Origin of the sequence: Aeromicrobium sp. Sec7.5 (assembly GCF_036867135.1) — a bacterium.
Lineage (GTDB): Bacteria > Actinomycetota > Actinomycetes > Propionibacteriales > Nocardioidaceae > Aeromicrobium.
In genome coordinates this window covers 473,580-490,006 of sequence record NZ_JBAJIJ010000002.1, presented here as the reverse complement: position 1 = coordinate 490,006, position 16,427 = coordinate 473,580, and the positions used below count along the sequence as shown (strand labels likewise).

13 protein-coding genes and 1 riboswitch are annotated in these 16,427 nt (G+C 71.9%); of the genes, 7 read left to right on the top strand and 6 right to left on the bottom strand.

Annotated elements, in window-relative coordinates:
- Window positions 1-5 precede the first annotated feature (5 nt).
- Complete coding sequence (locus V6S66_RS15705; RefSeq protein ID WP_334207725.1) at window positions 6-1,370, top strand: NAD(P)/FAD-dependent oxidoreductase; 1,365 nt, start codon at window positions 6-8, stop codon at window positions 1,368-1,370.
- A gap of 10 nt (window positions 1,371-1,380) precedes the next feature.
- On the opposite strand, the gene V6S66_RS15700 is transcribed toward V6S66_RS15705, so the two are convergent.
- The 5 genes from V6S66_RS15700 to icmF all read right to left on the bottom strand — a co-directional run bounded on the left by V6S66_RS15700 (window position 1,381) and on the right by icmF (window position 7,366).
- Window positions 1,381-2,136, bottom strand: coding sequence for a helical backbone metal receptor (locus V6S66_RS15700; RefSeq protein WP_334207724.1), 756 nt, complete (start codon window positions 2,134-2,136; stop codon window positions 1,381-1,383).
- A gap of 291 nt (window positions 2,137-2,427) precedes the next feature.
- Complete coding sequence (rnhA, locus tag V6S66_RS15695; RefSeq protein WP_334207723.1) at window positions 2,428-2,877, bottom strand: ribonuclease HI; 450 nt, start codon at window positions 2,875-2,877, stop codon at window positions 2,428-2,430.
- Window positions 2,874-3,368: an acyl-CoA thioesterase gene (locus V6S66_RS15690; protein ID WP_334207722.1), complete on the bottom strand. Its 495-nt coding sequence runs from the start codon at window positions 3,366-3,368 to the stop codon at window positions 2,874-2,876. The genes rnhA and V6S66_RS15690 overlap by 4 nt, the downstream gene beginning before the upstream one ends.
- Window positions 3,369-3,388: 20 nt before the next feature.
- Window positions 3,389-3,910, bottom strand: coding sequence for a hypothetical protein (locus V6S66_RS15685; protein ID WP_334207721.1), 522 nt, complete (start codon window positions 3,908-3,910; stop codon window positions 3,389-3,391).
- A gap of 222 nt (window positions 3,911-4,132) precedes the next feature.
- Window positions 4,133-7,366: a fused isobutyryl-CoA mutase/GTPase IcmF gene (gene icmF / locus V6S66_RS15680; protein WP_334207720.1), complete on the bottom strand. Its 3,234-nt coding sequence runs from the start codon at window positions 7,364-7,366 to the stop codon at window positions 4,133-4,135.
- Between the two features lie 81 nt (window positions 7,367-7,447).
- On the opposite strand from icmF, the gene V6S66_RS15675 reads away from it, so the two are divergent.
- On the top strand, window positions 7,448-7,951 hold the full coding sequence (locus V6S66_RS15675) for a MarR family winged helix-turn-helix transcriptional regulator (RefSeq protein WP_334207719.1): 504 nt from the start codon (window positions 7,448-7,450) through the stop codon (window positions 7,949-7,951).
- Between the two features lie 286 nt (window positions 7,952-8,237).
- On the opposite strand, the gene V6S66_RS15670 is transcribed toward V6S66_RS15675, so the two are convergent.
- Window positions 8,238-10,154: an acyl-CoA dehydrogenase family protein gene (locus tag V6S66_RS15670; protein ID WP_334207718.1), complete on the bottom strand. Its 1,917-nt coding sequence runs from the start codon at window positions 10,152-10,154 to the stop codon at window positions 8,238-8,240.
- Window positions 10,155-10,203: 49 nt separating this feature from the next.
- Window positions 10,204-10,338, top strand: a riboswitch (cobalamin riboswitch).
- A 72-nt stretch (window positions 10,339-10,410) separates the two neighbouring features.
- Here V6S66_RS15670 and V6S66_RS15665 point away from each other — a divergent pair.
- The 5 genes from V6S66_RS15665 to V6S66_RS15645 are packed head-to-tail and all read left to right on the top strand — an operon-like array spanning window position 10,411 to window position 16,424.
- On the top strand, window positions 10,411-12,006 hold the full coding sequence (locus V6S66_RS15665; protein WP_334207717.1) for a hypothetical protein: 1,596 nt from the start codon (window positions 10,411-10,413) through the stop codon (window positions 12,004-12,006).
- Between the two features lie 2 nt (window positions 12,007-12,008).
- Window positions 12,009-12,848: a hypothetical protein gene (locus V6S66_RS15660; RefSeq protein WP_334207716.1), complete on the top strand. Its 840-nt coding sequence runs from the start codon at window positions 12,009-12,011 to the stop codon at window positions 12,846-12,848.
- A gap of 42 nt (window positions 12,849-12,890) precedes the next feature.
- Complete coding sequence (locus tag V6S66_RS15655; protein WP_334207715.1) at window positions 12,891-14,009, top strand: energy-coupling factor transporter transmembrane component T; 1,119 nt, start codon at window positions 12,891-12,893, stop codon at window positions 14,007-14,009.
- Window positions 14,002-15,585: an ABC transporter ATP-binding protein gene (locus V6S66_RS15650; protein WP_334207714.1), complete on the top strand. Its 1,584-nt coding sequence runs from the start codon at window positions 14,002-14,004 to the stop codon at window positions 15,583-15,585. The genes V6S66_RS15655 and V6S66_RS15650 overlap by 8 nt, the downstream gene beginning before the upstream one ends.
- A complete protein-coding gene (locus V6S66_RS15645; RefSeq protein ID WP_334207713.1) occupies window positions 15,582-16,424 on the top strand; it encodes an ECF transporter S component in 843 nt (280 codons plus the stop codon). The genes V6S66_RS15650 and V6S66_RS15645 overlap by 4 nt, the downstream gene beginning before the upstream one ends.
- Window positions 16,425-16,427 lie beyond the last annotated feature (3 nt).

The following is a 16,427-nucleotide window of genomic DNA, read 5'->3' as shown; positions in this document are numbered from 1 at the left end:
GCCCCATGACCGATCGACAGCCCTCCAGCCCGAAGCGCCCCCACGTCGTGGTGGTCGGAGGCGGCTTCGGCGGCCTCGCCCTCGTGCGCAAGCTCAAGCGCGCCAATGTGTCGATCACGCTGATCGACCGGCACACGTACAACACGTTCCAGCCGCTGCTCTACCAGGTCGCGACCGCCAGCCTGAACCCCGGCGACATCACCTGGTTCCTGCGCGCCGTGCGGTCCAAGCAGCGCAACGTGCGCTTCCTCAAGGGCATCGTCACGGGCATCGACCACGACCAGAAGCTGCTGCGCCTGCACGGCGACGTGTCGGTCTCGTACGACTACCTGGTGCTCGCCAACGGCGTCACGACCAACTACTTCGGCACCCCGGGCGCCGAGGAGTTCGCGATCCCGCTCTACAAGCGCTCCGACGCCCTCAAGGTGCGCGACCAGCTCTTCGAGAACCTCGAGGAGTTCGCGATCAACGGGCAGGACTCCGACCTGCGCATCGTGGTCGTGGGCGGCGGCGCCACCGGTGTCGAGACCGCCGGTGCGTTCGCGGAGTTCCGCAACGACGACATGCCCACGACCTACCCCGAGCTGGACCGCGACAAGATCCACGTCACGCTCATCGAGATGGCGCCCGACGTCCTCGGTCCCTTCCACGAGAAGCTGCGCGCCTACGCCAAGCGCTCGCTGGAGAAGCGTGAGGTCGACCTCCGGCTGAACACCGCGGTCAAGGAGGTCCGGGCCGACGGCGTGCTCGTCGAGTACGACGGCCGCGAGGAGTTCCTCGAGGCCGGCATCGTCGTGTGGGCCACGGGCGTCACGGCGCACCCCACGGTGCTCGACTGGAACGTGCCGCAGGGGCGCGGCGGCCGCATCGAGGTCGACGAGCACCAGGCCGTCAACGGCCTCGAGAACACGTTCGCGATCGGCGACATCTCGATCGGTCCGTCGTCGCTCGCGCAGCTGGCCCAGCCGGCGATCCAGGGCGGCAAGCACGTCGGCAAGCTCATCAAGGCCGACCTCAAGGGCAAGCGCGGAAGCGTCAAGGCCTTCAAGTACTCCGACAAGGGCACGATGGCCACGATCGGCAAGTCGTCGGCCGTCGCCGAGATCACGTACCTGCCGCGGCTTACGGGCTTCCCGGCCTGGATCATCTGGGTCGGCCTGCACGTCGCGACCCTGCTCGGCAACCGCAACCGGCTCGCCACGATGATCAACCTCGGCAGCAAGTACCTGTTCAGCGGCAGCCACAACGCGATCGTGGGCGAGACGCCCTACGTCGTGGCCAAGCACGAGATGCACATCACCCCGGCGGTCAAGAAGGCCCAGGTGCGCCGGGTCGAGGCCCGCAAGCAGGCCGAGAGCGCCGACCGGTAGGTCGGGCGGCTCAGGCGAGGGTGCGCCGGGCCTCGAGCATCGCCGGGCCGTACCAGGTCAGCAGCCGGCCGGAGACGAGTCGGGTGGGCGCCGTGGTGAACGCTTCCGGCCCGTCCTCGGCGGTGAACACGTAGGGCTCGTCCGGCAGCAGTACGAGGTCGACCTCCGAGGTGTCGAGCTGAGCCAGCTCGACCTTCGGGTACCGGTCGGCGTCGGCCGTCGGACCTGGATCAGCGCCGAAGGCGTTGCGGTAGCCCAGTCGCTGCAGCAGGTCGTCGGTGTAGGTGCGGGGGCCCACGACCATCCACGGATCCCGCCAGATCGGCACGGCCACGGTGCCGCGGTGCGGTGCGACCGGCTCGGACCAGGCCTGCTCGGCCTCGGTCAGCCAGTCGGGCACACCCCACCCGAGCGCCTCGTCGAAGAGCCGCCGCATCGACGTGAGCGCCTCGTCGACCGTCTCGATGCGCGTGACCCACACCGGTACGCCGGCCTCGCGGAGGCGGCGCACGTCGAGCTCGCGGTTCTCCTCCTGGTTCGCGATCACGAGATCGGGCGCGAGCGCCTCGATCGCCGTGCGGTCCGGATTCTTGGTGCCGCGGACCCGCGGGACGTCGAGGTCGGTGGGGTGGGTGCACCAGTCGGTGGCACCCACGAGCGCCTCGCGCCGCGTGGCTGCAACGGCCTCCGTCAGTGACGGCACGAGGCTCACCAGGCGGCGCACGGGTCGGTCGAGGGACAGCTCATGTCCGAGGTCGTCGTGCATGCCTCGATTGTCGCGCACGCCCTCGCAGGGGAGGAGTGGGACTGGCTCGCCTATTGGTGGTCGAGGTGCGGGCGGAACCCCGCCCCTTGAGGTGCGACGAGGGACGAGGAGCCTCGAAAGGGGTACGGCAGCCCACTTCGTGACCACGGTTTCGAGGCTCGCGCGCCAGAGCGCACTCGCACTGGGGGCACCTCCCACGACGAAGTCGTAGGGGGACAACCGCCGGTGGTGCGGGTGGGGAGGCTCGTGCGCCAGGGCGCACTCGCACCTCAACCAGCGGGCGCCGGAGGCTCAGAGGAGGGTGCGGGCGGCGGCGCTGGCGAGGCGGTCGGCGATCTCGTTGTCGCGGTCGCCGGCGTGGCCCTTGACCCAGTGCCACGTGACGTCGTGCCGTTCGACGGCCGCGACCAGCTCGCGCCACAGGTCGGCGTTCTTGACGGGCTGCTTGGCCGAGGTGCGCCAGCCGTTGCGCTGCCAGTTCGCGACCCAGCTCATGATGCCGTTGCGCACGTACGTGGAGTCGGTGCGCAGGTCGACGCGTGAGGGCTGCTTGAGCGCCTCCAGCGCGCGGATCGCGGCCGTGAGCTCCATGCGGTTGTTGGTCGTGTCGGGCTCAGCCCCCGACAGCTCCTTCTCGTGCTGCCCGGCGCGCAGGATCGCGCCCCACCCGCCCGGGCCGGGGTTGCCGAGGCAGGCGCCGTCGGTCGAGATCTCGACGTGGGGACGGTCGTCGGCCGTCATCGGCGGATCCCGAGGGCACCGCTGACGGGCAGTCGCACGTCGGACTCGGCGAGGGACGCGTCGATGAGGGCCGCGATGTCGTCGGGGAACGGCACCGGTCGTCGCGTGGCGAAGTCGACGTGCACCAGGAGGGTCTCGGCGACGCACGCGATCTCGGCGCGGGTCGTGTTCAGGATCGCCGACGCCAGGTGGATCGCGCGGCCGCCACGATCGACCGGGCGCACCACCATCGCGAGCTCGTCGCCCTCGTGGGACTCGGCGAGGAAGCGCAGGTGCTGCTCCGCCGTGAACGTCGTCATGCCGCGCTCGGTGATGTAGGTGTCGGGCATGCCCAGGTGCTGCTGGTTGAACCGCCACATCGACCCGCTGCCGAACACGTAGTAGTGCTGGATGTTCATGTGGCCGTTGACGTCGAGGTGCTCGGGGCCGACCACCGCGGTGGTGGTCGGCTCCAGCGAGGCCAGCAGGTCGTAGGTCGCGAAGTCACTCACGCCTGCACGCTACCGGCGCGTCAGGCGGGCGGCGGTGCGGGCCTGTCCGAGGTCGGGTCGGTTGCGCCGGCCGGAGGTGCGGCGGGCGGGGCGGCCGGGTCGGTCGCCACCGGTGCGCCGGCGGGCGGGGCCGGATCGACCGGCGGGGGAGGGGTGGTGGCCGAGCCAGCGGGCGGAGCCCCGTCGGCCTGGGTGCCGGTGTCGGGGTCAAGGCGGTCGGCCTCGGCGAGCCGGTCGTCGGCGATCCCTGCGGTCTCGGCGGCCTCCTCCTCGAGGCCACCGGCGCGGGAGTCGAGGCGCTCGGCCTCGAGGCGAGCCTGCTCGGCGTCCGCGCGGGCGGCGGCCGCTTCGGCCTCGCTCTGGCGGGCGGAGACGGTGGCCTCGTGGGCCTCGTCGCGCAGCTGCGTGGCCTCCTCGCGACGGCGGGCCTCGTCGCGCTCACGACGACGGTCGGCTCCTGCTCGCCGCACGACCAGCGCCACGACGGCGAGCACCGCCAGCACGGCGACGACGGCGATGACGATCCAGATCCAGGTGTCCATCAGGCTCCCTCTCCGGCGGGCCGCCGAGAGCGCCGGGAGGCGCTTGCGTCTCGGGGACCTGCCCGTCCTTGGTACCGCAGGAAGCGGCTCGCCGCGCGTCGAGCGAGGCGAGGTGCCGGGCCGGCGCCACCCCGCCGCTACCCCCAGATTTGCGCGCAGATGTGCGATTCCGGCACGGCGGAAGTGCACATCTGCGCGCACATCTGGGGGAGGCGAGCCTCGTCAGACGTTGCGGCGGTACTGGCCCCCGACCTCGAAGAAGGCGTCGGTGACCTGCTGCAGCGAGCACACGCGCGCCGCGTCGACGAGCACCGCGAAGACGTTCTCGCCCGTGACGGCCGCCTCCTTGAGGCGCGAGATCGCCTCGGCGGCCTCGCTGGAGTTCGTCTTCTGGAAGTCGCGCACGCGGGTGAGCTGGCCCTGCTTCTCGGTCTCGGTGGCGCGCGCGAGCTCGATCTTCTGCGGCTCCTCGTCCTCCACGTGCGGCTTGCGGAACGTGTTGACGCCGATGATCGGCAGCGAGCCGTCGTGCTTGCGGTGCTCGTAGAGCATCGACTCGTCCTGGATGCGGCCGCGCTGGTAGCCGGTCTCCATCGCGCCGAGCACGCCGCCGCGCTCGTTGATCGCGTCGAACTCCTCGAGCACGGCCTTCTCGACCAGGTCGGTGAGCTCGTCGATGATGAACGAGCCCTGCAGCGGGTTCTCGTTCATCGCCAGGCCCCACTCGCGGTTGATGATGAGCTGGATCGCGAGCGCCCGGCGCACCGACTCGGTGCTGGGGGTCGTGACGGCCTCGTCGTACGCGTTGGTGTGCAGGCTGCTGGCGTTGTCGTAGATCGCGATGAGCGCCTGCAGCGTGGTGCGGATGTCGTTGAAGTCCATCTCCTGCGCGTGGAGCGACCGGCCCGACGTCTGCACGTGGTACTTCATCTTCTGGCTGCGGTCGTTCGCGCCGTACTTCTCCTTCATCGCGATGGCCCAGATGCGGCGGGCCACGCGACCGAGCACCGAGTACTCCGGGTCCATGCCGTTGGAGAAGAAGAACGACAGGTTGGGGGCGAAGTCGTTGATGTCCATGCCGCGCGCGAGGTACGCCTCGACGTACGTGAAGCCGTTCGCGAGCGTGAAGGCGAGCTGGCTGATGGGGTTCGCCCCGGCCTCGGCGATGTGATAGCCGGAGATCGAGACCGAGTAGAAGTTGCGGACGCCCTCAGAGATGAACCACTCCTGGATGTCGGCCATCATGCGCAGGCTGAACTCGGTGGAGAACAGGCACGTGTTCTGGCCCTGGTCCTCCTTGAGGATGTCGGCCTGCACCGTGCCGCGCACGTTCTTGAGCGCGAACGAGCGCAGCTCGGCGTGCTCGGCCTCGTCGGGCTCGCGGCCCTCCTCCTCGCGGAAGCGGTCGACCTGCTGGTCGATCACGGTGTTGAGGAAGAACGCCAGCACCGTGGGCGCGGGGCCGTTGATCGTCATCGAGACCGAGGTGCTGGGCGAGGCGAGGTCGAAGCCGTCGTAGAGCACCTTCATGTCGTCGAGCGTCGCGACGGAGACGCCGGACGTGCCGACCTTGCCGTAGATGTCGGGGCGCTCGTCGGGGTCGCGGCCGTACAGCGTGACCGAGTCGAACGCGGTCGAGAGCCGGGTGGCGTCGCCGTCCTCGCTGAGCAGCTTGAAGCGGCGGTTGGTGCGGAAGGGGTCGCCCTCGCCGGCGAACATGCGGGCCGGGTCCTCGCCGTCGCGCTTGAACGGGAACACGCCGGCCGTGTACGGGAAGTAGCCCGGCAGGTTCTCGCGGCGCCAGAAGCGCACGAGCTCGCCGTGGTGGCGGAAGCGGGGCAGCGAGACGCGCGGGATCTTGTTGCCCGAGAGCGACTCCCGGGTCAGCTGCGTGTGGATCTCCTTGTCGCGCACCTTCACGACCTGCTCGTCGCCGGAGTACGACTCGACGACGGCGGGCCAGCCCGTGATCTGGTCGGAGATCGCGTGCGGCACGTCCTTGCGGGCGGCCTCGAGCAGGCCCTCGACCGACGTCGCGTCGACCTCGGCGCGCTCGAGCTCGGCCGTCGTGAGCTCGAGCCGCTGCACGCGGTCGGCGGCGTCGGCGAGCTTCTCGGTCTCGGCGTGGAAGTCGCGCACCGTCTCGGTGACCTCAGCGAGGTAGCGCACGCGCTCCGGCGGCACGACCTGGCGGATGCCGCTGGAGTGGCGGACGTCGACCGCGGGCAGCACGCCCTCGTCGAGCGCGAGGCCGCCGTCGGCCAGGAGGGTGCGCAGGTGCTGGTACAGCGCGGTGACGCCGTCGTCGTTGAACGTGGCGGCCGAGGTGCCGAACACCGGCATGTCCTCGGGGCGCTTGCCGAAGGCCTCGCGGTTGCGCACGAGCTGGCGACCCACGTCACGCAGCGCGTCCTTGGCGCCGCGGCGCTCGAACTTGTTGATCGCGACGACGTCGGCGAAGTCGAGCATGTCGATCTTCTCGAGCTGCGACGCGGCGCCGAACTCCGGCGTCATGACGTACAGCGAGTGGTCGACGAACGGCACGATGGCGGCGTCGCCCTGGCCGATGCCGGGGGTCTCGACGACCACGAGGTCGAAGCCGGCCGCCTTCACGACGGAGATGACGTCGGTGAGGGTCTCGGGCAGCTCGTGCGCGCCGCGGGTGGCGAGGGACCGGAAGAAGACGCGGTCGCCGTCGAGGGAGTTCATGCGGATGCGGTCGCCCAGGAGGGCGCCGCCGCCGCGACGGCGCGTGGGGTCGACCGCGATGACCGCGACGCGCAGCTTGTCCTGCTGGTCGACGCGCAGGCGACGGACGAGCTCGTCGGTCAGCGAGCTCTTGCCCGAGCCGCCGGTGCCGGTGATGCCGAGCACGGGAGTGCCGTGGGCCGCAGCGCTCTCGAGGAGGCGGGCGCGCGCGTCGTCGGTCAGGCGTCCGGCCTCGGCGGCCGTGAGCGCGCGGGCGATGGCCGCGCGGTCGCCCGCGAGCACCGCGTCGACGTCGAGCGGGGCGAGGTCGTTGAGGTCGAAGGCGCAGGCGTCGACGACCTCGGCGATCATGCCGGGCAGGCCGAGGCGCTGGCCGTCCTCGGGGCTGAAGATCGTGACGCCGGCCTTGCGCAGTCGCGCGATCTCCTCGGGCACGATCACGCCGCCGCCACCACCGACGACCTTGACGTGGCCGGCGCCCTGGGCGCGCAGCGACTCCACGAGGTACTCGAAGTACTCGACGTGGCCGCCCTGGTAGCTCGAGACCGCGACGCCCTGGACGTCCTCCTCGATCGCGGCGGTGACGACCTCGGCGACCGAGCGGTTGTGACCGAGGTGGATGACCTCGGCACCCTGCGACTGCATGATGCGCCGCATGATGTTGATGCTCGCGTCGTGACCGTCGAAGAGGGCGGACGCGGTGACGAGGCGGACGGGGGGACGCTCGCTCGGGTTGCTGGTGCTCATGCGGCTCAACTCCTGGGGACCAAGTGCTCGGAAGTCCGATACTTTGACATCCTACTAAATTCCGACGGTACGCTCCAGTCCATGCCAGGACTCGACTTCGATCCCATCGAGCGCGCCGGTGAGCTGTGGGAGAAGCACGTGGGCCCGGCCGACTCGATGCGGCTCGCGACGTCGCTGATGCGCGTGCACCAGCTCGTGCTCGCTGAGCTGGACGCGGCGGTCAGGCCTCATGGCATCACCTTCGCACGGTTCGAGGTGCTGCGGCTGCTGTCCTTCAGTTCTCGTGGCTCCCTGCCGCTGAGCAAGATCGGCCAGCGGCTCATGGTCCACCCGACCTCGGTGACCAACGTGATCGACCGGCTCACGGCCGACGGCCTCGTCGACCGGGAGGTCGACTCGACCGACCGTCGCCGGGTGCTCGCCTCGCTGACCGAGGAGGGGCGCACCGTGCTCGACGCCGCCACCGAGTCGCTCATGCGGATCGACTTCGGGCTGCACGCCCTCCCGGCGGAGCAGCAGCGCGCGGCGTTCGAGATCCTCCGCATCCTGCGGACGACCGACTTCGAGGAACCCTCCGCCGGCTGAGGTGCGAGGAGCCCTGGCGACGAGCCTCGAAGCCACCGCTGCGTGAGGGTGACGTCAGCCGACGGACAAGCGGCCACGGACCAGAGCGCCCGGCCAGGGCGGTGAGCAGGCAACCTTTCACGGGGGTCGGAAGGTTGCTGGTCCACCGCTCCTGAGCTGCGGCGGTGTCCCAGCAACCTCACCGAGGGACTGAGAGGTTGCTGGCTCACCGCTCCCCCTGGCTTCGTCCGTGCCGCTTGTCCGGCACGACTCGTCGACCGTGGCGAGACGGACGTCGGGCACCGGCTCAGGCATCGTCCTCGGTGTCGAGCAGGAACGCCGCGCCGAGCGTGGCCTCGGGGACACCGAAGCCCTCGACCAGCGTCAGCAGGTGCGGGCGGAGCTTGTCGAGCTGGTCGTTGAGCAACGAGGTGACGGTCTTGGCCCGGGCGTCGGAGAGGCGGTTGTGCCCCATGAACCACGCCAGGTCGTCCTCGATCGCGCTGAGGGCGTAGAGCGTGCAGACCTCGCGCAGCAGGTTGGCCGCGTCCTCGTCCTCGCACCGGGCGATGCCGGCGGTGAACGCCTCGAGCACGATGCGGTCGATGTGCACGCGGGCACACCGGATGACGTGGTCCTGGGCGTTGTTGAAGATGCGGAACGCCTCGGGGCCGTCGGCCCCGGCGGCGCGCTGCAGGCGGCGGGCCGCGGTCTCGATGACGTGCTGCTCGCGATCCTCGAACAGGCTCAGCTGCGTGCCGCGGTCGAGCAGGTCGTGGTCGTCGTCGCCGCCACCGGGGCGGGCGTCGATCAGGCGCTGGATCAGCTGCGACGCAGCCGTGCGCTCGCGCACGACGTCGGTCACGGTGCTGGCCACGAACTTGACCATGCCGAGCGGGTCGAGGCCGCCGACCTCCTGCGCGTACGCCGTCAGCAGCTCCTTCGCGACGAGCTGCAGCATGACGTGGTTGTCGCCCTCGAACGTCGTGAAGACGTCGATGTCGCCGCGCAGCGTGGAGATGCGGTTCTCGGCCAGGTACCCGGCGCCGCCACACAGCTCACGTGACTCCTGCACCGCGCGCGAGGCGTGCCACGTGAGGATCGCCTTAAGGCCCGCCGCGCGGCCCTCGAGCTCGCGCTGCTGCTGGGCGTCGGGCTCGGTCGACCGCTGGAGGCGGTCCATGCGGGCGACCTGCTGGTTCTGGGCGAAGCGATAGGCGTACCCGCGCGCGATGAGCGGCAGCAGGCGGCGCTGGTGCATGCGGTAGTCGGCCAGCAGGGCCTCCTCGCCGCCGGGCGGACCGAACTGACGGCGCTTGAGCGCGTAGCGGCCCGCGATGCTCAGGGCGACCTCGGACGCGGCGAGCGCCGAGCCGCCGACGCTGATGCGACCGCGGATCAGGGTGCCGAGCATCGTGAAGAAGCGCTTGCCGGTGTCGTCGATCGGCGAGCTGTAGGCGCCGTTCTCGTCGACGTTGCCGTAACGGTTGAGGAGGTTGCCGCGCGGGATGCGCACCTGGTCGAAGCTGATGCGGCCGTTGTCGACGCCGCGCAGGCCACCCTTGTGATGGTCGTCGGCGGTGGTGACGCCCGGCATGTCCTCGCCGTGCTCGTCGCGGATCGGCACGAGGAAGCAGTGCACACCGTGGTTCTCGCCGCGCGTGATGAGCTGCGCGAAGACCGCGGCGATCGAGGCGTGACGGGCGGCGTTGCCGATGTAGTCCTTCGTCGCGCTGTAGGTCGGCGAGTGGACCACGAACTCCTCGGTCTGCGGGTCGAACGTCGCCGTGGTCTCGAGGTTCTGCACGTTGCTGCCGTGACCGATCTCGGTCATCGCGAAGCAGCCCACGAGGTCGAGGTCGATGACGCGCGGGATCAGGTCGTGGTGCCGCTCGGTGCCGAGGTTCTCGACCGCTCCGCCGAACAGGCCCCACTGCACGCCGGCCTTGACCATGAGCGACAGGTCGAACTGGGCGAGCATCTCGATGCCCGTGACGGCCATGCCCGGGTCGCCGGTGCCGCCGTGCGACTCCCGGAAGCCCGCCGCCGGGACACCCGTCGGCACGAGGTCCTTGAGCTGCGCGAACGTGTGGTCGCGCGCGCCCTCCAGGTCGAGGTCGGGGTCGACGGCGAGGTCGAGCTGCGCGAGGCGTTCGCGCGACTCCTCGCGGACGTGCCGCCACTTGCCGTCGAGGGCGATCCGGATCTCATCAGCCAGCGTCATGACTCCACGTTAGTGCGGCCACGATGATCGTGCCCGCTCGAGATCGTGGTATTTTTCGGGAGCCTTCGGGCATCCATCACCTCTCTTGCGTCCAGGGGAAGCCGGTCGAAGTCCGGCGCTGACCCGCAGCCGTAGGCCACCTCGCGTGGCGAGCCGGAGCACCTGCCGCAGGACCTGACCTCCAACGCTGTCGTGGAAAACAGCGGGTCGCTCCGGTCATGCCGGTCCACCCGTTGGTGCAGCGGGAAGGACCCTCATGTCGATCCGACGCCCCCGCGCCGCCGCCGTCGCGGCCAGCGCCCTCGTCGCGCCCCTGCTCCTGATCGGAGCCGCCGGCACCGCCCACGCCGCCCCCACGGGCGAGCAGTCCGACGCCGGCGCCTGGCTCGCCGGCGAGCTCGTCGACGGGCTCGCGCCCGGCCAGTTCGGCACCGACTACGGCCTGTCGATCGACGTGCTCGTCGCGCTGCAGACCCTCGACGTCGAGACGGCCGCGCAGGACGCGATCATCTCCGCGCTCGCCGTCGAGCCGGAGGCGTACATCACGGGCGAGGCGTTCGGCGACGGCGGCAGCACCTACGCCGGCGCGACCGGCAAGCTCGCGGTCGCGGCGCAGCGCTCGGGCGAGGACCCCACGGCCTTCGGCGGCGTCGACCTGCTCGAGCGCCTCTCCGGGCTCGTCGTGGCCGACGGACCCGAGCAGGGCCGGGCCAAGGACGTCAGCGACTTCGGCGACTTCAGCAACTCGGTCGGACAGTCCTTCGTCGTGCGCGCGTTCGTCGGTGCCGACGACGTCGAGACCGCGACCACGACCGCGGAGTTCCTGGCCCGCCAGCAGTGCGCCGACGGCGGCTTCCGGACCTCGTACGACGAGACCGACCCGGAGACGTTCGAGAACCTCGGCTACGTCGACCCGTCCGTGACGTGCTCCTCCGAGATCGACTCGACCGTGTTCGCGGTCGACGCCCTGACGGAGGCCTCCGACGCCGGCGTCGAGGGACTCGACGACGACATCGACGCCGCGATCGACCACCTCCTGGCCGCGCAGGCTGCCGACGGATCCTTCCTGGGCGCGGGGGGCCCCAGCACCAACTCGACCGGCCTGGCCGCGGCGACGCTCGCCCAGCAGGGCGAGGCAGCGGCCGCACTCGCTGCTGCTGACTGGGTGCGCGGTTCGCTCGTGGCCCCCGCCCTCGCGGTCGGGCCCCTGGCGGGCGAGTCCGGCGCCATCGCCAAGGGACGCGACGCCTTCACCGAGGCCCAGACCTCGGGCATCCCCGGTCCGCAGCGCCACGAGTGGCTCCGGGCGACGGCGCAGGCGGCCGTGGCGCTCACGCTCAACCCCCCGGCGGGCTCGGTCCAGCCGGTCGGGGCTCCGGCCGAGGTCACGGCCGGCTCCGAGGTCCCGGTGGTCTTCGCGGGCCTCGCGCCGAGCGAGCAGGTCGAGGTCACGTTCGAGACCGGCACGGTCGCCGGCCGTTCGGCCTCCTTCGCCGCCGTCGCCCTGCCGACCACGGTCGTGGCCGGTCGTGACGGTGTCGCGACGGTCACCGTCACGGTCCCGGCCGCGCTCGGCCCGCAGACGATCCAGGTCCGTGGCCTCAGCACCGGTCGCACCGGCTCGCTCGGCTTCGTCGTGGTCGCCGCGGCCCCCGGTGGCGGAACGCCCGGCGCCGTGACGCCGGGTGGCCAGCCGGGCGCCGGCGGTGTCGGATCGGGTTCGCCCACCGGTGCCGGTGCCGGCGACCTGCCCGGAACCGGCCTCGAGATCGCCGCGAGCGCCGCGATCGCTGCCCTCGCGGCCGTCACCGCTGGTGTCGCGCTGCTGCTGCGCCGGTCGCGCACCGCGTGATCGTGCCGACCCGGTCCGCTCGGTCGATCGCGGGACTCCTCGCGACGCTCGTCGTCGCGATGGTCCCCGCGATCGGCCTGGCGACCCCGGCCGCGGCCGCCGCGTGCTCGGCGGGCACCGGCGTGACGGTCGTCGTGCAGGGCGGAGGCGGGAGCTCGACGTCGTGCGTCTCGGCCTCGGGCATCACCGCCCTGGACGCGCTCGGCCGTGCCGGGCACTCGACCGAGGGCACACGCCGGGACGGCGCGGGGTTCGTGTGCCGCATCGACGGATTCCCCGGTACCGACGTCGAGAAGTGCGTCGTCACCCCGCCGGCCAATGCCTACTGGGCGATCTTCGAGACCACCAGGACCCCCGGCACCTGGCGCTACTCGAACTCCGGTGCGGCGTCCTTGATCCTGAAGGCCGGTGACTGGGTCGGGTTCCGCTTCGGCTCGGGTGCCGCCCCGTCGAACCAGCCCGTCGGGCCGCAGCCGGCTGCACCGGCACCGGGCTCGGGCGGGTCCGGCTCGGGCGGCGGTTCCGGCTCGGGTGGTTCCGGCTCGGGCACCGGCGGCGGTGGCACGGCCGACGACGCAGGAACCCCCGGTGGACCGGCAGCCTCGCCGAGCGCCACGCCCGGCGTCGACCCCTCGGTCGACCCCTCCGCCGATCCGTCGGCGGACCCCTCCGCCCCTGCGACCTCGGCCGCGGAGCGCGACGACGAGACCGCGGCGACCAGCGCCTCGACCTCCGCCGACGAGGGCGGCAGCCCGTGGGGCATCCTCCTGGCCGCGCTGGTCGTCGCCGGCGTGGGCTCGGCGGCGTTCGTCGTCAACCGGCGTCGACGCTCCGGCGTCTGAACGCGCCGCCGCCGGGCGCCCCGGCCGACCTGGACAGGACTGATGATGCTCGCCCGTGACCTGCACCCCGGAGCCTGGTGGCTCTGGGCGATCGGTCTGGCCGCAGCAGCGACGTTCACGCTCAACCCCGTGGCGCTGCTCCTGATCTGGGCGGTCGCGGCGCTGGTCGTGATGTCGCGTAGGTCGGAGGCGCCGTGGGCGATCTCGTTCCGGCTCTACGTCTACCTCGCGGTGTTCGTGGTCGTGCTGCGGGTGGTGTTCCGGATCCTGTTCGGCACTGCCGCGACCGAGGCCGACGTCATCGTGCTCCACCTGCCGCAGATCCCCCTGCCCGATGCGGCGGCCGGCATCCAGCTGCTCGGTGACGTCACGCTCACGGCCCTCCTGAGCGGCCTGTACGACGGCCTGCGACTGGGGGCGATCGTCCTGTGCGTGGGGGCGGCCAACGCGCTCGCGAACCCCAAGCGGCTCCTGAAGTCGGTGCCGCCCGCGCTCTACGAGATCGGCACCGCGGTCGTCGTGGCGCTGACGATCTTCCCGCAGCTGGCCGAGAGCGTCCAGCGCGTCAACCGCGCGCGCCGATTGCGGGGGTCACCGCGCCGGGGCGTCGGCGTGCTCCGGCGGGTCATGGTGCCGGTGCTCGAGGACGCCCTGGAGCGGTCGCTGACCCTGGCGATGGGCATGGACGCGCGAGGCTACGGTCGCTCCGGCCGCGCCACCGCTCGCGAGCGGCTCCTCACCGGTCTGCTCATGCTGGTGGCCCTCTTCGCCCTCTCGGTGGGCGTCTACGCCTATCTCGACGCCACCGCGCCCCGGGTGCTCGCCGTCGGCGGGCTCTCGGCCGGACTCGTCGTCGCGGCCGCCGGCCTGTGGTCGGCGGGCCGTCGGGTCGAGCGCACGCGGTACCGGCCCGACCGCTGGCGTGCGGCCGAGATCATCACGGCGGGTTGCGGCATCGCCGTCGCGGTGGGCATCGATCGCGCCTATGCGCTCGACCCCTACGCCGTGATCTCCCCGCTGGACGGATGGCCCGAGGTCTCGCCGTGGGTGCTGGCCGTCATCATGGTCGGAGCGCTGCCGGCGTTCCTGACGCCACCACCGGCCCTCGACCGAGGTGCCGACCCGGCGCCCGAGGCCAGGGCGGAGGTCGTCGATGCTTGAGCTGCGCAGTGTCTCCTTCGCCTACCCCGATGCCGACTGGACCTGGCGCGACGTCGACCTCGTCCTCGACGAGGGCGAGCTCGTCCTGACGTGCGGTCGCACCGGATCGGGCAAGTCGACCCTGCTGGGCCTGTTCAACGGCCTGGTGCCGCACTTCACGGGTGGCACCCTGGCGGGCGACGTCCTGGTCGACGGCCGCTCGGTCATCGGCGTGCCCCCGCGGGAGCTGGCCCACCTGGTCGGCTTCGTGCCCCAGGACCCGCTGTCGGGCTTCGTCAGCGACATCGTCGAGGACGAGCTCGCCTACGGCATGGAACAGCTCGGGCTGCCGGCACCGACGATGCGCCGCCGGGTCGAGGAGACGCTCGACCTACTCGGGATCGCCGACCTGCGCCGCCGTCCGATCCGGGCGCTGTCCGGCGGTCAGCAGCAGCGGGTCGCGATCGGCGCGGTCCTCACGATGCATCCGCGCGTGCTGGTGCTCGACGAGCCCACGTCGGCGCTCGACCCCACGGCCGCCGAGGACGTCCTGGCCACGGTCGCCCGCCTGGTCGACGACCTCGGGCTCACGGTCGTCGTGGCCGAGCACCGGATGGAGCGGGTCATCCCCTTCGCCGACCGCCTCGTCGTGGTCGACGGGGGCCGGGTCGAGGTCGGTGCGCCGGCCGAGATGCTCGTCCACTCACCCGTGGCGCCCCCCATCGTGGAGCTCGGCCGGCTCGCCGGGTGGGAGCCGCTGCCGTTGTCGGTCCGCGAGGCGAGGCGCCAGCGCAGCACGATCCTGTCGCGCCTCGACGAGCCCGCTCCGACCCCGGCACGCGGTCGCGAGCCGGTGCTCACGGCGCGCGGCGTCTCGGTGGCCTACAAGGCGTTCGTCGCGGTCCGCGAGGTCGACCTCGACGTCGCGGCCGGTGAGGTCGTCGGCCTGATGGGGCGCAACGGTTCCGGCAAGTCGTCGCTGCTGTGGGCGCTCCGTGGCGCGACGAAGCGGGCGGCGGGCCGCGTCGACATCGGGGGTGCGGACCCCGCCGGGCTGTCGCCCGAGCAGGCCCGCGCCCGCGTCGGCCTGGTGCCGCAGACGGCCGCCGACCTGCTCTACCTGGAGTCCGTGGTCGAGGAGTGCGGCGCTGCGGACGACCAGGCCGACGTGGCGTCCGGGACGTGCCGAGGTCTGCTCGACCGCCTCGCGCCGGGCATCGCCGACCAGCAGCACCCGCGTGACCTCTCGGAGGGTCAGCGGCTGGCGCTCGTGCTCGCCGTCGTGCTGACCTCCTCGCCGACGCTCGTCGTGCTCGACGAGCCGACCCGAGGCCTCGACTACACCGGCAAGGAGAGCCTCGCCGCGATCCTGCGCGACCTCGCCGACCGGGGCCACGGGATCGTCGTCGCGAGCCACGACGTGGAGTTCGTCGCCGAGGTCGCCCACACCGTCGCCGTGATGGCCGAGGGCGAGATCGTCTCCTCCGGGCCCGCCGCCGACGTGCTCGCGGAGTCGCCCTCGTTCGCGCCCCAGGTGAGCAAGGTGCTGGGACCGCCGTGGCTCACGGTCGACCAGGTGCGGGAGGCGCTGTCATGAGCACGACGACCCACCCTCGGACCCGTCGCGACGCCGCGATCAGGCTCGGGCCGCGCTCGGTCGCGGTGCTCGTGCTGGCCAGCGTGGCCGGGCTCGTGATGTTCCTCTGGCCGCTGATCCTCCAGCCCGCACCGGGCGACACCCGCGTCGACCAGCCCTTCATCTTCATGGTGCTGCTCCCGGTCGTCGTGCTCGTCGTGGTGGCTGAGCTCACCGAGGGCGGCATGGACTCGAAGATCCTGGCCGTCCTCGCCGTCCTGACGGCCGTCAACGGGGCCATCCGCCTGCTCGGCGCGGGCACCGCGGGCATCGAGACGATCTTCTTCCTGCTCATCATCGCGGGGCGGGTCTATGGCGCCGGGTTCGGCTTCGTGCTGGGGTGCACGAGCCTGTTCGCGTCCGCGTTGCTGAGCTCCGGCGTGGGTCCCTGGCTGCCGTTCCAGATGATGTGCGCCGCGTGGGTCGGGATGGGGGCCGGACTGTTGCCGTCGCGGCTTCGCGGGCGGGCCGAGATCGCGCTGCTCGTGGTCTACGGGGTGCTGGCGGCCTACCTCTACGGCTTCCTCATGAACCTGTCGTCGTGGCCGTTCGCCCTCGGCATCGCCCAGGCGGGCGCGACCGACACCGCCCAGATGGTGCCGGGCGACCCGGTGCTGGAGAATCTGCACCGCTTCGTCGTCTACACGCTGGTGACCTCCACCTGGGGCTGGGACACCGGGCGTGCGATCACGACGGCCCTCTGCCTGATCGTGCTGGGCCCGCCGCTGCTCGTGACGCTGCGGCGCGCACTGCGGCGCGTGCACCACGTCGCCTCGATCACCACCCCCGGGACGTCCTGAGGC

Coding starts and splice junctions, on each gene's coding strand:
- icmF (WP_334207720.1), bottom strand. CDS start 7,366: ATGAGCACCAGCAACCCGAGCGAGCGTCCCCCCGTCCGCCTCGTCACC.
- V6S66_RS15670 (WP_334207718.1), bottom strand. CDS start 10,154: ATGACGCTGGCTGATGAGATCCGGATCGCCCTCGACGGCAAGTGGCGG.
- rnhA (WP_334207723.1), bottom strand. CDS start 2,877: ATGACGGCCGACGACCGTCCCCACGTCGAGATCTCGACCGACGGCGCC.
- V6S66_RS15650 (WP_334207714.1), top strand. CDS start 14,002: ATGCTTGAGCTGCGCAGTGTCTCCTTCGCCTACCCCGATGCCGACTGG.
- V6S66_RS15645 (WP_334207713.1), top strand. CDS start 15,582: ATGAGCACGACGACCCACCCTCGGACCCGTCGCGACGCCGCGATCAGG.
- V6S66_RS15685 (WP_334207721.1), bottom strand. CDS start 3,910: ATGGACACCTGGATCTGGATCGTCATCGCCGTCGTCGCCGTGCTGGCG.
- V6S66_RS15665 (WP_334207717.1), top strand. CDS start 10,411: ATGTCGATCCGACGCCCCCGCGCCGCCGCCGTCGCGGCCAGCGCCCTC.
- V6S66_RS15655 (WP_334207715.1), top strand. CDS start 12,891: ATGATGCTCGCCCGTGACCTGCACCCCGGAGCCTGGTGGCTCTGGGCG.
- V6S66_RS15675 (WP_334207719.1), top strand. CDS start 7,448: ATGCCAGGACTCGACTTCGATCCCATCGAGCGCGCCGGTGAGCTGTGG.
- V6S66_RS15705 (WP_334207725.1), top strand. CDS start 6: ATGACCGATCGACAGCCCTCCAGCCCGAAGCGCCCCCACGTCGTGGTG.
- V6S66_RS15700 (WP_334207724.1), bottom strand. CDS start 2,136: ATGCACGACGACCTCGGACATGAGCTGTCCCTCGACCGACCCGTGCGC.